This is a genomic window from Leptospira stimsonii, from assembly GCF_003545885.1.
GTDB lineage: Bacteria > Spirochaetota > Leptospiria > Leptospirales > Leptospiraceae > Leptospira > Leptospira stimsonii.
In genome coordinates this window covers 883,654-898,442 of sequence record NZ_QHCT01000001.1, presented here as the reverse complement: position 1 = coordinate 898,442, position 14,789 = coordinate 883,654, and the positions used below count along the sequence as shown (strand labels likewise).

The window sequence follows — 14,789 nt, the reverse complement described above, 5'->3', positions numbered from 1 at the left end:
GGTAAACCTAACCACGATTAATCCAAAAGGACTATTCACTTCAAATGGTAAAATGAGATAATTTCGTCCTACGAAGTTGCAGACCTCGTGAATCCATTGACTTTCAGAAAGGAACAAAAAAGAATCGAATCGGAGAAATCAAATGTCCATTGAAACGGAAAAAGACCTGATCGGTCTGAAAAGGATCGGCAAAATCGTAGGACTCGTTTTGAAAGAAATGAAATTATATGCGAAAGCGGGAATGTCCACCAAAGAACTGGATGACTTTGGTTTGAATCTTCTCAAAAAATACGGAGCGAGATCCGCGCCGGTGATTACTTACAATTTTCCGGGAACGACTTGTATCAGCGTCAACCGCGAAGTCGCGCACGGAATTCCCTCCTCAAAGAAGATTCTAAAAAACGGAGATCTGATCAACATCGATGTTTCCGCAGAACTCGGAGGATATTTTGGGGACAACGGAAGTTCTTTCATTCTTGGGGAAGGCCATCCGATTCTTAGCTCGCTCGTAGATTGTTCTAGAACGTCTCTCTACAAGGGACTTTCCGTGGCTAGAGCGGGAAATCGTATCAGCGATATCGGCAAAGCGATCCACGAAGAAGCGAAATCATACGGCTTTACCGTGATTAAAAATTTAATGGGACATGGAACCGGAGGAAGTCTCCACGAGGCTCCGAAATACATCCCTTGTTACGAAGACAAAAAATATTCTCAGAAATTAAAATCGGGAATGGTCATCGCGATAGAAACGTTCATATCGACTAAATCCGAAATCGCGATGGAGACTTCGGACGGATGGACGCTCGTAACCAGAGACGGGAGCTACGTCGCACAGCAGGAACATACGATCGTCGTAACGGAAAAAGAACCGATTCTTCTCACGGCAAGCAACGGAGTTTAATAGAATATTCTAAATTTCTAATTTTCTCTTTTTTTCCCGATGGAAAAAACCAGCGATCCGATCCAAGCCGCCATTCTCCTCGGAAGAATCGAGGTTAGTATTTGTTGAATATGATTCACCCAACCTACGACGATGATCGTCTTTCCACGGTCCATTCCGGCGAGAGCGGTCTTCACGACCTTGGTCGGAGTGAGCCAGAATAAATCCGGAGATCTAAATCCCTTCGGAAACGCTTTTCCAAAAAAAGGAGTTCGAATCGGCCCCGGAGAAACTGCATGGATGCTGACCCCGGTTCCTTTGAGTTCGTAACTCAGGCCATCCGTAAAATATAAAACGAATACTTTACTAGCGGCATAGATCGTAAAATAAGGAACGGGTTGAAAGGAAGCCGTTGAGGCGAGATTGAGAATTCTTCCTTTTCCGTTCGCGAGCATGATCGGAAGAATTTTTCGAGTCATCGCAGTCAACGCTTCTACGTTGACTCGAATCGTCGTTAAGAAGCTGGATTCGGGTTCATTCGCAAAATCTCCGATATAACCAAGGCCCGCGTTGTTGATCAATAGATCCGGTTTTAACTTTTTCTTCGATAAGTAAGAAACGATTTTATCACGCCCTTCCGAAATCGAAAGATCAGCGGGAATCGTGTGAACTTGAATCTTGTATTTTTTTTCAAGATCACTCTGAAGGTTTTTGAGCGAACTAGAAGATAAATCCGTAAGGATCAAATCGCTTCCGCTCGCCGCAAGTTGGTTGCAAAATTCGGTACCTAAGCCACCGGATGCGCCGGTTATCAAAACCAATTCGTATTTCATATTCGCTCCCTTTTTTAGATTCTTAATTGAAGAATATCGATTTCGAATTCATCCTCTACCTTGAGGGATAAACGCATTCAAGAAGGAATTACGAAATCCAAGTGGTGACAATTTTAAAAAAACGTGAATTATTTTTCGATCCGAATAATGGGATTTTATATTTAATTTTGGTTTTCGATTTTGCGCTACCTTGGCTATGATTTCAAACATGGTTTTCAACTTTAGAATTTTTGGAATTTTCATCATAACGCTGATCTTCTTTTCATTCGGATCTTTGTTTTCGCATAAAGGAAAGGCAAGCTTCGTATTGGAAGAATTTTCGAAACTTACGGATCAAATCGATTTAGAAAAGGAAGGAGCCGTAAGAACAGAACCACTGGAAGTTCTTCTGGAAAAAGGCGGTGAAAAAGAAAAGGATTCCGACATTTTTAAGAAGGCGCTTCCGATCGTTAAAGAACTCAGGAATACGACGGATTCAAAAACAAAACAAAGATTCTATTCCGAACTCGTAGTTCTTTTGCAACAGGTCATCGGTTATCACGATCGTTCCGGAGCGATTCTTTATTACTGTCCAAAAACCGGAAAACAATGGATTACAAATTCCGAAATCGTTACGAATCCTTTCGACAGAAAGAATACTTCCTGCATTCAAAAAAAGGGAGAATAGAATTCTCCCTTCGAAAAGTTTTTTGTTAAGCGAATTCTTCTAATTTTTTGAAATCGAGAGTCGTAAGGAACTCCAATGAATTCGTAATTTTTTCGGGAGTCCAATCCCACCATCTTAACTTCAGGAGCTTTTCGATTATATCCTTTGGAAATCTTTCTCGAATGACGACCGCCGGATTTCCAGCTACAATCGAATAAGGTGGAACGTCACGCGTAACAACGGAGTAAGCACCGATGATCGCACCGTCCCCTATTTTTACTCCCGGAAGAACGACCGCGTTCGTTCCGATCCAAACATCGTTCCCTACGATCGTGTCACCTTTGAGAGGAAGATCTTGCATCTGCGGCATCGCAATTTCCCATCCGTTTCCAAAAATAGCAAACGGATAGGTGGAAAATGCGTTCATCTTATGATTGGCTCCGTTCATGATAAATTTTACGCCTGTAGCGAGTGCACAGAATTTACCGATTATAAGCCGATCTCCTCGAAAGTCATAGTGATAGAGAACATTCTCGACCTCGAAATTCTCCCCTCCATTCGGATCGTCGTAGTAGGTATAATTTCCCACTTCGATCAGAGCTGAACGGATAAAATTCTTTAAAAATGAGATCCTTGGAAATTGTGGAAAAGGATGCGGCGTAGAAGGATCCGGTCCGAAAGAATTCGGATTTGATTTTGTCATAAATAACCTCCGCATAATAGAGCGGTTCGTTGTCGTTTTTATTTTAGTGAAATTTGAATATAATAGAAAAAGAATATTCAAAAAAGCGAGGTGGATTCAAAGGCTCATAATAAATCCAATTTTCTTTCAAACGGATTCTTGTCAATAATTTCAAGTCCTTTCAGTCCTCTTATGGGACCGAAAGGACTTTTTTCTCTTCTGAAACTCAGGACTACTTTTTGAATTTTTTGTTTAGATTCCGAGATATAATCCTTCTTAAACTAAGCGGGGACCGCGCTCACTTCCTTCAACTTTGCGAGATTTCCTTCTAAGATGGAGAGCGTATCTAAATGATAGTCTTTAGCGTGTTTAAGACGAATCTGTTTTCTTTCCTCAGGAATTCTCCGGCAGGAAAGTTCCAGGAGAATTCCAGCAAGAAGACGAGAACAAGTCATTACAATTTCTTCCGCGTATGTATCCTTGTCTTCTCTTCCCGGAAGGTCCTTATAAAGAGAAACGAGTTCTTGGAATCCATGAAACAGTTTATGAGCAAGAGAAGAATCCAACTGATTGACTAGTTCGGTTAGGTATTCACCGAAAGTGTGGGTGAGACCGGAGGTGATTCCTCCGATACTCGCATTGATTTGGATTTGAGAAGTCCCGTCGTAGATCGTAGTAATTCTTGCATCTCGATAAATTCTCGCGATATCGTAGTCTTCGGTATATCCGGCACCGCCGTGGACTTGCAAAGCGTCGCTCACTACTTTTAAACAAGATTCAGAACAATAAAACTTACTGATCGGGGTAAGAACGTTAGCTATCTTTTCCCAATAACGAACAACGGTATCATTCTTCGCTTCTTTCTCGGAGGCTCCCTTTTTTTCCAAACGAAGTGCGCGCCAGTAGTATCGATCCATTACTCTCGATCCTTCCAGAGTAAGACAACGCATCGCAAGAGTTTCCCTTTCCAAACGATCGATGATTTTTTTAACAGCGGGAATTTCAATCAAGGGTTTTCCAAATTGAATTCTTTCCTTGGAGTATTTTAGAGCTTCGTAATATGCCGCGGTTGCAAGCCCCGTGGATTGTTGTGCGATTCCCATTCTTGCGCCATTCAACATTCCCATCGTGTATTTGATGAGACCGTAACCTTCCTCTCCGACGAGAAGACCCGGAGAATTCTCAAAAACCACTTCGCAGGTTGGTGAACAATGAAGTCCTAGTTTGTTTTCGATTCCCGCGATCTGCACATCCGTGCTTTGGACGAGAAAAAAAGAAAGTCCTCTCGCACCGGAGCCTACTTCTCCCGATCGAGCCAACGTGAGAAGTATCGCCGGAGTTTCTCCGAATCCGCATCCGTGTGTGATGAATCTTTTCGTTCCGTTCAAGACCCAGTTCCCATTTTGATCTTTAGTGGCTTTGGTTCTAAGATTCGGAAGATCGGATCCATGATCCGGTTCGGTAAGGCCCATCGCGCAGACAAATTCTCCAGCGGCCAATCGAGGAATCCATTCGTCTTTCATTTCTTTGGAGGCATGACGTTCAAGAATTTCGGCAAGATTCACACAACCGATCGCAATGGCGAGTGACGCGTCCACTCTATAAAATATTTCGGAAATAAATGATTTCACAGTCCATGGAATTCCGAGGCCGCCGTATTTTCTCGAAAATCCGTAGGCTTGCACGCCGGCATCGACTACCTTCGAGACCAGCTCCAACATCTTGGGCGGGAATTCTACCTTTCCGTCTTTGAATCCCAATCCTTCCCGATCTAATTCGGCAACGTGTGGAGAAAGAATATTTCCGGCGAGATCGCCCACCGTCTGAAGAACCGTCTTATAATATTCTTTCGCTTCCGAAGGATTTGTAGGACCTCCATCCGATGTTTCCGAAAAGTCGTTTTCGTAATCGAGGATGATTTCGGTCCAGGGAAGAATGTGCTCAAAGTGATCCTGGATGTCTTGGGTGTCGGAAAAATAGTTGTTCTGAAGCATGGAACCTCCGGGGATTCCACCAGTGTAGGAGATTAGAAAGAGAGAGAAAAGGAAAAATGTGTGAGTTCCTACATTTGAGGGAAATTTTCCAGGTTTCGGGTTCTACCGAAGTCCTTTGAGGTCGGAACTCCGGTGGTTTTTCAGAGAGAATCAACGCTGTTCACCGCCCTGCCAGGAAATTTCACCGGAAAACCCAGCTGAAAAGTAGGAACTCCTTCCTTTTTCCAAAAAAAAAAAATTCTGAAAAATCGGCCACGTCCCCGGACGAAGTCGGAACTCCGGATCCAAAAGAATCCTAGGTCGCCTAACCTTCTTTAACGTTTTTTCTTTGCCTTTTTTTTGGAAACTTTATAACCCAAGATCTGAGCCATTTTCCAAATCGAATCTAGAACGTTTTTAGAATCCTTTTTGAGCAAAGAAGAATCCAAAGCCGATTCTGCACTTGAGTTCTCCAAAATACTGTGGAGATGAAATTCTTCGATTCCGAATTTTACTTCCTTGGAACCCAATTGAATCCAGAATCTCGGACCATACTCTCCTCCGTTGATTCGCTGTTCGAGTTCGATTCCATCTTCTCCCAATTCTGGAAGTTCACTCAAAACGATCTCCGGATTCTTTCTTGCGGCCTCGTCGAGTATATAACGTGTTTCCGATTCTTTTTGGGACTCTTTCCAAAGACTTTCCAGAGCGTTGTCCCCTTCTCTTCCAAACCAAGGAAGAATGGACGGAAGTCTGGACGCGAGCGCCTCCTCGGTAGAAGACGAAGTAAAACTATACGGGTTCGTATAGGTCAATCTTCTCTTGACCAACTTTAAGATCGCTTCAAAAGAATCCTTTCCTTTCAGAAGAAATAATTTCGCAGACAATAAATCCCCCCAAGCGGCCCATTCCGGAGGATTCGCATTCACTATTCCGAGGATCGTATCCTCGTTCATTTCGAGGATCTTTGACCATTTGCTTCCTTCCTTTTCCACAAATCTGAGGAATTGAAGAGAATATAATTTCCAATCCGCTCCTGCATAAGGAAGATCTAATATTCTTGCGTAAACCGGAATCGAAGATTCTCCCTGGATAAAAATCGCTTTCATTGCTTCCCAACGATCGTAATTTCCTCCATAGCGAAATTCGTCGCAGGAATATCGGAGCGATTCTTCCAGCCAAGATCCTCCTATCTTGACGACGTCCGCGCTGATATATTTCTTTTCTTTAATATTCTCAAATACGTGTTGAACGCTGTATTTTTCCGGTTTGAGAATCGCTGACGGCAAGTCTTTCGGTTTTTTGGATAGGCGGTTCGCGTATTCGTCATCGTCGTCGAACGGAGGAAGCTCTTTGCCTTCGATCTGAATCCAGGCGTTTCTCGCCGCGTGTTCTATGTAAGTCCACGTATAATCCACCATCGGGTTCGGGTCCGCATAAACATGATAGTAGAGATGATTTTTGAGAGATTGGATCTTTGCCTTTCCAACCGCACGGATCGGACCGTAAACACGATATTCTTCTCCTCGATTTCCTAAGATCCTATGCGCGAACTCGATCCATTCTTCTCGATCCGGTTCCAAGATTAGAAGTCCTGAAAGATAACAAGCAAGCAAGTCGATCGAAATACCAGGGCATGTATGGTTTTTTGCCTTCTCAAATAGATCCCTTAATCCGGCCTTCGCGCTTCCCGGATCCAAAACGGCCCATGCGATCGCACCTTCCGAAAGGTTCACTAATTGATTGAACTGAAGATAGGAATCCCTTCCGCTTCCCTTGACCTGAATTCCCATCTCCAAATAAGTTCGAATGTAATCCAAGTTTTCTTTGAAACCCAGTTTCGCGGAAACCGCGAATGCGTAACCCAACGCAATTCCGAAAATTCCTAAATTGCTCCGATATGTGAGAACCTTCTTTGCAAGTTTACCGGATTCCTCATCGCCGACTAACAGCCGTTCGTTCAAAGCCTGTTGCAGATAGCTGAAGACGGTAAAGATGTTGTTTAAGTTCGGACCTTCGTCTTCCACCTTTTTCTTTTTCTCCAGAGCTCCGTCTAAGGTTTCGAAGAATTTCCATGCGGCCTCGGTCCAAATAGAAAGCGCTTCCTCGTGTTCGCTTTCCAACAAACAAGCGATCACTTCTTCCAAACGTTTATCGTCTTGTTTTAATTTTCGAACCGCGTCTCGAAACGCGTTCATCGCATTTTGATCGTCAAACTTGCCTAACGTCTTTATGATTCCGGCATACGCTTTTTTATTTTCCACGTCGTAATTCAAACCCTGTCTGAACGCCGCGGAAACAGGAAGTGAAAGACGCGAATCCAAATCTTCTTTTTTGTAAGGCCATTCATTATAAGAAGAATCCGTTCTTTCCTTAAAATACTGCTCTACCAATTTTGAAAACTTAGGTTCTTTTTTACCGATTTCCTTTAAAAGAAAATCGAGAGTTTCGACGTCTTCCGGAAACTCTTCCATCAGAGAAAGGGGATTTTCGCCCTTTTGAATTCTCTTCTTCAAATCTCCGGTAGAGATTTTCTTCTTTCCTGATAGGCCGGTTGCTTCCTCCAAAAGTTTTCGGTTTTCCGGTTCGATCTGAGAAACATCACAATTTTTGAATGTTTCATCTCTGAGTCCCTTTAACTTCTTTCCTTTTATCTTTCCTAGGGAATCCGATTTCCCGTCTAACAAAGACAAGACGGATTTTGCGATTCCGGGAAGAATTTTCCCAGGAAGCTTTTTCGCAATGAGACACGCCTCTCTACATGCCTGATCGTTCTTCATAAAATAATGGGCGAGAATCCAATAGGCGGCGAGCGGATGGGATTTTTCTAATAACTTCTTTTCCGATTCCCAGTCCTTGAACGTCGGCGCGGACGCCAACTTCTCCGCATAAGCGTAAGCAGGATCGCCGTAAGAATGTCCTAAAAGCCAGGAAGACCTTTCGAAAAGATCTAAAGACTTTGTATAGAACGGCCTTTTATCGTATTTCTTCTGCGCTTCGGTCTCGTATTGTTTGAGAACCTTGTCGCCTAACACAGATTCAATTCTTTCTTCCGAAACGCCTTCTTCGTCCTCGTCTTCCTCGTCGTAATCGTCATAGTCCTCTTCTTCGGATGACCAATTGGATGCAATAAAATGACTGATGGAAAAGAACGGCTCGTCTTCCAATTCTCCAACCTCGTGATTGTATCGATGCACTTCTCCGGAACCGTCTGCGTGGGGAAGAAGGTTCACCCAACAGCTATCACCTCCTCCGTCCGATCCGAAATCGGCGACTCCGGTCAATAGGAACATCAAACCTCGATACGACCCGAGAATGGAATTCACTTGTTCGTCTACGTTCTGGGATTTTTTTAGAAGGAATTTCTGAAAAGAAACGGCGCGATAATCGGAATCAAAGCCCTCCTCTTCGGATTCTTCGTCGATCTGAAGACCGCCTTCGTGATCGATCATATTCCAGATATCGTTTACGTTGTACATGATCTGTTCGTACGCGAACCGGACGTTCTCCCATTCTAAAATTTCTTCGGGAGATCGAAAGCCGTATAACTTCTCAAATTGATCCAGAAAATTTGCCGGAGCTTTTTTCTTTTTCGATGCGAAAGCCTTCCAAAAAGTATCTCGATAAGATTGTTTTGACAACATCCGATCGGCCATAATTTCGGCTAACTTGCCGGAGGCGAGATCGGTTTTTTTAAAGGAAGGGACGGATTTTTGTGTCATAGGAAAATAACAAAATTCTTCTTTCGTTTTTGATTCTTTTTTAACTCCGTTTTTTAGATTAATTTAAACTTAGATCTAACTCTAAGTGAGTCGAAACTTTAAAAATAAAAATCATACTCGCTCTTTTTTTTCGAGAATTTCGATTTTTTTAGAGACGGAGCCTTGACTTAGAGCTAAGTCTAAGTTGTATGATTTCCAATTAGGAGAATCCAGTGAGCAAAACCCTTAGTATTTCTCAGATTTCAGAGATCACGAAGTTCAGCCCGCATACGCTTCGTTATTACGAAAAGATGGGCCTTTTACCTCATCCGGAAAGAAGTCACGGAAAAGACCGGAAATATTCGGAAAAAGAAATTCGACATCTGAAAGTGATTCGAACTCTCAAAGAACTGAGTATGCCTTTGCAAGATATCAAAGAGTTCATCAAAGAAGGTTGTATCTTAGATAAGATTTCCAAGGGTGAGAATTTGAAACCGCCCTTAAACAAAAGAATACGAATTCTTACCTCACATCTTACCACATTGGAACAGAAGAAAAAAGATCTAGAAGTTACGATCAAACTCACGAAGGCGAAACTCAAAGAGTACGAAACTCTTCTCGCAAACGAAGAGAGGAATTAAAATGAACACGATCAAACCTTATCTTTGCCTCGTACTTTTTGCCTTCATCACCGGAACCACGTTTCAAGTCTCAAAGGAAGCGTTGGTCCATTTCTCTCCGGCCCAAACCGGAGCTTTACGTTTTGTATTGGCTTCGATTCTTCTTTTTGTCTTTGTCTTCTTGAGTGAACGGAAACTTTTAAAGGTCAATCGTGAGAATTTAAAAAGCCTCATTTTTCTCGGAATCGTCGGTGTGTTCGGTTTCAATTTCTTTTTCTTCTTGGGAATGCGTAAAGCCTCTCCCGTAAACGCCGCGATCATCGTCGCGCTCAGTCCCGCGATCACCATTTTTCTTTCTTATCTTCTTTTGAAGACAAAGATCACAATTCTTCAATATGTGGGAACCGCAGTTTCTTTTCTAGGCGTCCTTGTTGTGATCTCGGATGGTAACTTGAATTCAGTCCGAACCGTTCTCGAAGGAGAAGGAATTCTTTATATATTCTTAGCCGCGATTTGCTGGGCTTTGTATTCCGTGGGAATGAAAAAATATCTCAAGGGAGTTTCTACGGTTCAGATCACCACGTTCACTTCCTTTTTTGGAACGATCTGTTTACTCTTGCTGATCATTTTCAGCGGCGACTATCATATCGAATGGAGCAAAACTCCGACCTCCGCATGGTTCGCGATCTTGTATATGGCCGCTTTTACCACATTCTTCGGTTATCTTTTTTGGAATTACGGAATTCAGAAAGTCGGTCCCGATAAGGCCGCGATCTTCGGAAACCTGATTCCAGTTGTGGCTATGTTGACTACTTGGTTCTTGGGAGAATCACTCAATGTTTTCGATATCGTCGGCGCGATTCTTGTGATCGTCGGAATCTTTGTCGTAAATTCCAAGTTCGGTCGCATTCCGGCGACGCAAAATATAAAAACTTCTACGGTAGGTTAATTACAATTTTATGATACAGTTTATGAAAGTTCTTCTTTTTTTCTTTGTTCTTCTTTCTTCCGTTTCCGCTCAAGACAAACAAACTCCGGACATTCAATCCGGAATTCCCGAAGACAATCCGAAAAATCTTCCGAAAGCCACCGATAAAAAACCTGAATTCGGTTTTAGCCAAACGGTCGCAAACGACGTTTACGTTTTAGGAAGTAGTCTCTTCGGAGAAAAACTGAGCAGAAGGAACAACGAATCTTACGATACTTTCTCGCAAGGACTTGTCCTTGGAACGTTCGTAAATTTTTTCACTCCAATTCCCGGTTTTCGAATGAATCTCATCATGGCGAATCCCTTGATAGGACGCTCCAACACGGACAACGATTTCTTTTATCAATCCAGTCCGGGAGGCGCGGACCAATCCGACAAGGTGATCCAATCCTTACAATCCGGTCAATTGACGTTCGATCCGAATCAAATCAAACCGAGAAAGGAAAACAACGGACTGAGAGATTATTTCATCGGACAAATCCTCTATGAATGGAATACTTCGATCGGACAATTCTTCACCGGGTTTCTCATAGTCAACAGTGCGAACTATCCCACAAATGCGAGTCTCTTCAATTATACTTTGGGATGGAAGCCTGGATTTTTGGAATATCTTAAACCGGAGCTAGTTTCCAACTATCGTATCTCTTCGGAAACCGCAGGACTCAATCAGGGAAACAGTCATCACCGAGCGGCATTCAGTCACGAATACGAATTGAACAAGGACTTCAAATTTGTTCCCGGCCTTCAAGTGGGTTATCAATACTTTAACAACAATACGGATCGAAGATCCGGTGTCACGGATATCACCGCAAAGCTCCAGCTGAATTTTAAGGATATGAATGTGAGTGTCAGCGACGTCTATCGTCCCGATCTTTACCTCTTCGACAATGATCGTGTTTATCCGAAACCGAGCGGAGTACAAGCCGACAACAACGCAGACGACGGAAAAGTCACGGATCCGTCCAAGATTCACGGAACCGTAAACCAAGCAGTCGCTTCGGCGATTCAGTCCTTACCTTTGGATACGACGTCTAAGAATTATCTTCTCAATTCGTATCAACAACAACACATTGCAAAACATCACATCGTGATCAATCTCGGTTACGTTACTAAATTTTAATATTCCCTTCACAACCCGCGTTCAAATTTAGGACGCGGCTCTTCTTTTTTACTGGATTTTTAATCCGAGATCCGTAGGATCTTAATTCTTTCTTAACTTCAAGATACGAATCCTAATTCCAAATTGATACGAGCCTCTTGAATTTTAGAAGGGATCTTATAAGATTCAATCATGATACAAAAACAAAATCTTTTTCAGTTAGAACATTTTAAAAAACGAAAACAAAGGTCTCAAAAAACGATTTCTATAACTCAAGGGACTCTTTTCGATTTTATTTTTCGCATCGCATCTTCCGGAATTTCTGTGTGGATTCTATTCATTTCCGTTTTATTCTTTTCCGATTCGATCTTTGCTCAAGAAAAGAAGAAGGATGAGAAAACGGAGAATACACAGATTCAAAGTTTAGATTCTTCTAATAAACCCGAAGCGGATCTTCCAAAAGAAACGAAGGAAGAAAACCAAAAAAAAGAAGAACCCAAGGCGGATCCAAAGGCGCCAAAATTCGGTTTTTTTGCGGATTCTTACTATGCACACAACCCGTACGCCTCTCCGAACAGAGACAACAAATATCTCACGCAACCGGCGCGTTGGGACGAGATCAATGTCAACTTAGCTTACATCGACGGCAAGGTGGAGACGGATCAATATCGAGGAAGAGTTGCGTTTCAATACGGTAATTCCGTAAATTCGAACTACAAAAACGAAGTCACTTCCGAAAAAAATTCCAATCAATTCTCGGTTCGAAACATTCAGGAAGCGTATGCGGGAATCAAACTCGCAAAAAATCTCTGGCTCGACGCCGGAATTTATTTCGGAAATATCGGTCTTGAAAGTTGGATTTCCCATTCTAACTGGAATTATTCCCGCGCCCTTGCCCTCGATTACGTTCCCTACTATTCGAGCGGCTTTCGACTTTCCTATCAGTATTCTCAAAAACTTTCCTTTCAACTGCATCTGATGAACGGCTGGTCCAACATCACCGAGACAAACCGAGACAAAGCAATCGGAACACAGATCGACTATCAAGTGACCGACAAATTCAGAATCACGCACAACACCTTTATCGGAAACGAAGCTCCTGACAATGAAAGACGACAAACTAGATATTATAATAATTTAATATTACAATATCACTTTACAAAATTCTTCATCATAGCGGGTTCCGGAGACGTCGGGATCCAAAGAGTTCCGGATCCCGGCGTAAACGCGTATCGACAATGGTATATCGGAACGTTTTGGATCACTTGGAGGCCGATTGAAGAATTTCGAACCTCCGTCCGAATCGAAAGAATGTATGATCCCGATCAGACGATCATTCAATCGGGAACCAAAAACGGTTTTTTGACTTCGGGTGGAACTCTTACCCTCGATTACATTCCGAACGAACAAGCGATGGTGCGACTTGAAGGAAGATACTTTCGTTCTTATGATCCGGTCTTTGACTATCACAGAGCCCGTTCCAAAGAGGAAAAATTTATCGTCTTTGCGGTCACGGTCAAGATCTAATCTTCATGATCGAAAAGGGGCTTGCCCCGAACGATTTGCGAAAGCAAAATGTATCAAGAGGAAAGTATGGAAATAGCAACACTGGGCGGCGGATGTTTTTGGTGTCTCGAAGCGGTTTATCAAATGGTGGAAGGTGTCGAAACGATTGTCTCCGGATATTCCGGCGGACAGACAAAGAATCCGGATTACCGTTCGGTATGTTCGGGAAACACCGGGCATGCCGAAGTAGTTCAGATTTCCTTTGATCCGAAAGTAATCACATATCCCGAAATCTTAGATATCTTCTGGATCTGTCACGATCCCACCACATTAAACCGACAAGGAAACGACGTTGGAACCCAATATCGCTCCGTCATTTTCTATCATTCTTCCGAACAAAAAAGACAAGCGGAAGAAGCGATTCAAAAAGCTTCCTCTCAATTTTCGTCGCCGATCGTGACTCAAGTGGAAGAACAAAAAGAATTTTATCCGGCCGAGAATTATCACCAAAATTATTACCGGACCAATCCGGAACAAACATACTGTCATTATGTGGTGAAACCAAAAATCGATAAGTATCTCAAAGTGGGATTCAAAGTCAAAAAATGAATTTGAAGTTTCGAATTCTTCTTAAACATTTTTGAAACTGATTTTGATCTCATCTAAAATTCCGATACGAAGATGAACGAACTGAATTCTTCTTCGTATCCGTATTGAAGTCTCGGGCTTCGTTTATTAAATTCTACTTGATCCTCTCTGTAGCAGTCGATAGACTGATTTATCAATGAACTCGAATATCCAAAGAACGTTTTTGATTCTTTTTTTGGGAATCTTTCTTTCACAATGTAAAGCGAGCATCCAGCTTCAAGGCGAAATCCATCACCCAAAGACGGAAGACGGCTGGGATCTGACTTTAGAACACTTCCCTCCTCTTTCCGGAAACATCACTAAAAAATATCCCGTAATCTTGTGCCACGGTTTGATCGCCAATAGAACGTATCTTAAGATCAACGAGAAAAGTTCGATCGTGGGAAGACTTCAGAAAGAAGGTTATGACGTTTGGTTACTCGATCTAAGAGGAAGAAGGGACGCGGGTTATCCGTCTCTTTTTTTCGGAGATAAAACATTCACTTATAGTATGGACGATTATATCAAATACGACGTCGATGCGGCCATCAAACACGTGTTAAATTCCACCGGAAAAGACAAGGTCAATTGGATCGGTCATAGCATGGGCGGAATGGTAGTCTATGGAAGAGTGGGAAGTCTGAGCGAAAAGAGAATCGCAAACTTTGTCGCAATCGGTTCTCCCGCGATCATGGATCCTCCGAGTTCCGCGATTCAAAGATGGGGATCTCTAACTTGGCTCATGAATCTTTGGCCCGTGATTCCCGCTGAAACCTGGGCGGGCATTCAAGGCGGAACGGGAATTCCGTTTCTTCCACAAAAATCTTTTGAAGAACTTTTTTGGCACAAGGCCAATATCGATCCTTCGATTCTTTCCGGAGTAAAAACGACTTCCATCAATCCGGGAGCGAAGAACGAAATTCTTCAGTTCAAAGACCTTTCTGAAAGCGGTGAAATGCGAAGCTTGGATAAGAAGATCTCTTATTCGGACAATTTGAAGAATATCAAAATTCCGACTCTTTTCGTCGCGGGAAGAAGGGATAAACTGGGAATGTCGTATTCTCTCCGTTATGCGTATGACACGATTTCATCCGAGGACAAATCTCTTTTTATCGCGTCCCGATCCAACGGGCATTCGGACGATTACGGTCATACGGATTTGATCGTTGGAAAAAACGCGGACAAAGATATTTTTGGTCCGATCGTCTCCTGGTTGGACAAAAGAAACTAAAAA

General features: G+C 42.7%; 12 protein-coding genes. 8 read left to right on the top strand and 4 right to left on the bottom strand.

Annotated features, from left to right (window positions below):
• Nucleotides 1-142 precede the first annotated feature (142 nt).
• Entirely contained in the window at nt 143-901 is a 759-nt protein-coding gene (gene map / locus DLM75_RS04430; protein ID WP_118967273.1) for a type I methionyl aminopeptidase, read from the top strand.
• Nucleotides 902-918: 17 nt separating this feature from the next.
• On the opposite strand, the gene DLM75_RS04425 is transcribed toward map, so the two are convergent.
• Entirely contained in the window at nt 919-1,713 is a 795-nt protein-coding gene (locus DLM75_RS04425; RefSeq protein WP_118967272.1) for an SDR family NAD(P)-dependent oxidoreductase, read from the bottom strand.
• Nucleotides 1,714-1,921: 208 nt separating this feature from the next.
• Here DLM75_RS04425 and DLM75_RS04420 point away from each other — a divergent pair, with 208 nt between their 5' ends.
• Nucleotides 1,922-2,380 carry a hypothetical protein gene (locus DLM75_RS04420; RefSeq protein WP_118967271.1) on the top strand — a complete coding sequence of 153 codons (459 nt, stop codon included), beginning with the start codon at nt 1,922-1,924 and terminating at the stop codon, nt 2,378-2,380.
• 25 nt (nt 2,381-2,405) lie between these two features.
• On the opposite strand, the gene DLM75_RS04415 is transcribed toward DLM75_RS04420, so the two are convergent.
• From DLM75_RS04415 to DLM75_RS04405, 3 genes are all read right to left on the bottom strand, one after another.
• Nucleotides 2,406-3,062 carry a CatB-related O-acetyltransferase gene (locus tag DLM75_RS04415; RefSeq protein WP_118967270.1) on the bottom strand — a complete coding sequence of 219 codons (657 nt, stop codon included), beginning with the start codon at nt 3,060-3,062 and terminating at the stop codon, nt 2,406-2,408.
• Nucleotides 3,063-3,322: 260 nt separating this feature from the next.
• Nucleotides 3,323-5,035: an acyl-CoA dehydrogenase family protein gene (locus tag DLM75_RS04410; RefSeq protein WP_118967269.1), complete on the bottom strand. Its 1,713-nt coding sequence runs from the start codon at nt 5,033-5,035 to the stop codon at nt 3,323-3,325.
• 314 nt (nt 5,036-5,349) lie between these two features.
• Nucleotides 5,350-8,736, bottom strand: coding sequence for a hypothetical protein (locus tag DLM75_RS04405; RefSeq protein ID WP_118967268.1), 3,387 nt, complete (start codon nt 8,734-8,736; stop codon nt 5,350-5,352).
• Nucleotides 8,737-8,948: 212 nt separating this feature from the next.
• On the opposite strand from DLM75_RS04405, the gene DLM75_RS04400 reads away from it, so the two are divergent.
• The 6 genes from DLM75_RS04400 (at nt 8,949) to DLM75_RS04375 (ending at nt 14,786) form a co-directional block, all read left to right on the top strand.
• Entirely contained in the window at nt 8,949-9,356 is a 408-nt protein-coding gene (locus DLM75_RS04400) for a MerR family transcriptional regulator (RefSeq protein WP_118967267.1), read from the top strand.
• A gap of 1 nt (nt 9,357) precedes the next feature.
• Nucleotides 9,358-10,284: a DMT family transporter gene (locus tag DLM75_RS04395; RefSeq protein ID WP_118967266.1), complete on the top strand. Its 927-nt coding sequence runs from the start codon at nt 9,358-9,360 to the stop codon at nt 10,282-10,284.
• 22 nt (nt 10,285-10,306) lie between these two features.
• Nucleotides 10,307-11,443, top strand: coding sequence for a hypothetical protein (locus DLM75_RS04390; protein WP_147456602.1), 1,137 nt, complete (start codon nt 10,307-10,309; stop codon nt 11,441-11,443).
• Between the two features lie 171 nt (nt 11,444-11,614).
• The gene (locus DLM75_RS04385) at nt 11,615-12,949 is read left to right on the top strand and encodes a porin (RefSeq protein WP_118967264.1); all 1,335 of its coding nucleotides are present in this window, start codon (nt 11,615-11,617) and stop codon (nt 12,947-12,949) included.
• Nucleotides 12,950-13,015: 66 nt separating this feature from the next.
• The gene (gene msrA / locus DLM75_RS04380; RefSeq protein WP_118967982.1) at nt 13,016-13,537 is read left to right on the top strand and encodes a peptide-methionine (S)-S-oxide reductase MsrA; all 522 of its coding nucleotides are present in this window, start codon (nt 13,016-13,018) and stop codon (nt 13,535-13,537) included.
• A 175-nt stretch (nt 13,538-13,712) separates the two neighbouring features.
• Nucleotides 13,713-14,786, top strand: coding sequence for an alpha/beta hydrolase (locus tag DLM75_RS04375; RefSeq protein WP_118967263.1), 1,074 nt, complete (start codon nt 13,713-13,715; stop codon nt 14,784-14,786).
• The last annotated feature ends 3 nt before the right edge of the window (nt 14,787-14,789 follow it).

Coding starts and splice junctions, on each gene's coding strand:
- DLM75_RS04420 (WP_118967271.1), top strand. CDS start 1,922: ATGGTTTTCAACTTTAGAATTTTTGGAATTTTCATCATAACGCTGATC.
- DLM75_RS04410 (WP_118967269.1), bottom strand. CDS start 5,035: ATGCTTCAGAACAACTATTTTTCCGACACCCAAGACATCCAGGATCAC.
- DLM75_RS04375 (WP_118967263.1), top strand. CDS start 13,713: ATGAACTCGAATATCCAAAGAACGTTTTTGATTCTTTTTTTGGGAATC.
- DLM75_RS04385 (WP_118967264.1), top strand. CDS start 11,615: ATGATACAAAAACAAAATCTTTTTCAGTTAGAACATTTTAAAAAACGA.
- DLM75_RS04395 (WP_118967266.1), top strand. CDS start 9,358: ATGAACACGATCAAACCTTATCTTTGCCTCGTACTTTTTGCCTTCATC.
- DLM75_RS04415 (WP_118967270.1), bottom strand. CDS start 3,062: ATGACAAAATCAAATCCGAATTCTTTCGGACCGGATCCTTCTACGCCG.
- map (WP_118967273.1), top strand. CDS start 143: ATGTCCATTGAAACGGAAAAAGACCTGATCGGTCTGAAAAGGATCGGC.
- DLM75_RS04405 (WP_118967268.1), bottom strand. CDS start 8,736: ATGACACAAAAATCCGTCCCTTCCTTTAAAAAAACCGATCTCGCCTCC.
- msrA (WP_118967982.1), top strand. CDS start 13,016: ATGGAAATAGCAACACTGGGCGGCGGATGTTTTTGGTGTCTCGAAGCG.
- DLM75_RS04425 (WP_118967272.1), bottom strand. CDS start 1,713: ATGAAATACGAATTGGTTTTGATAACCGGCGCATCCGGTGGCTTAGGT.
- DLM75_RS04390 (WP_147456602.1), top strand. CDS start 10,307: ATGAAAGTTCTTCTTTTTTTCTTTGTTCTTCTTTCTTCCGTTTCCGCT.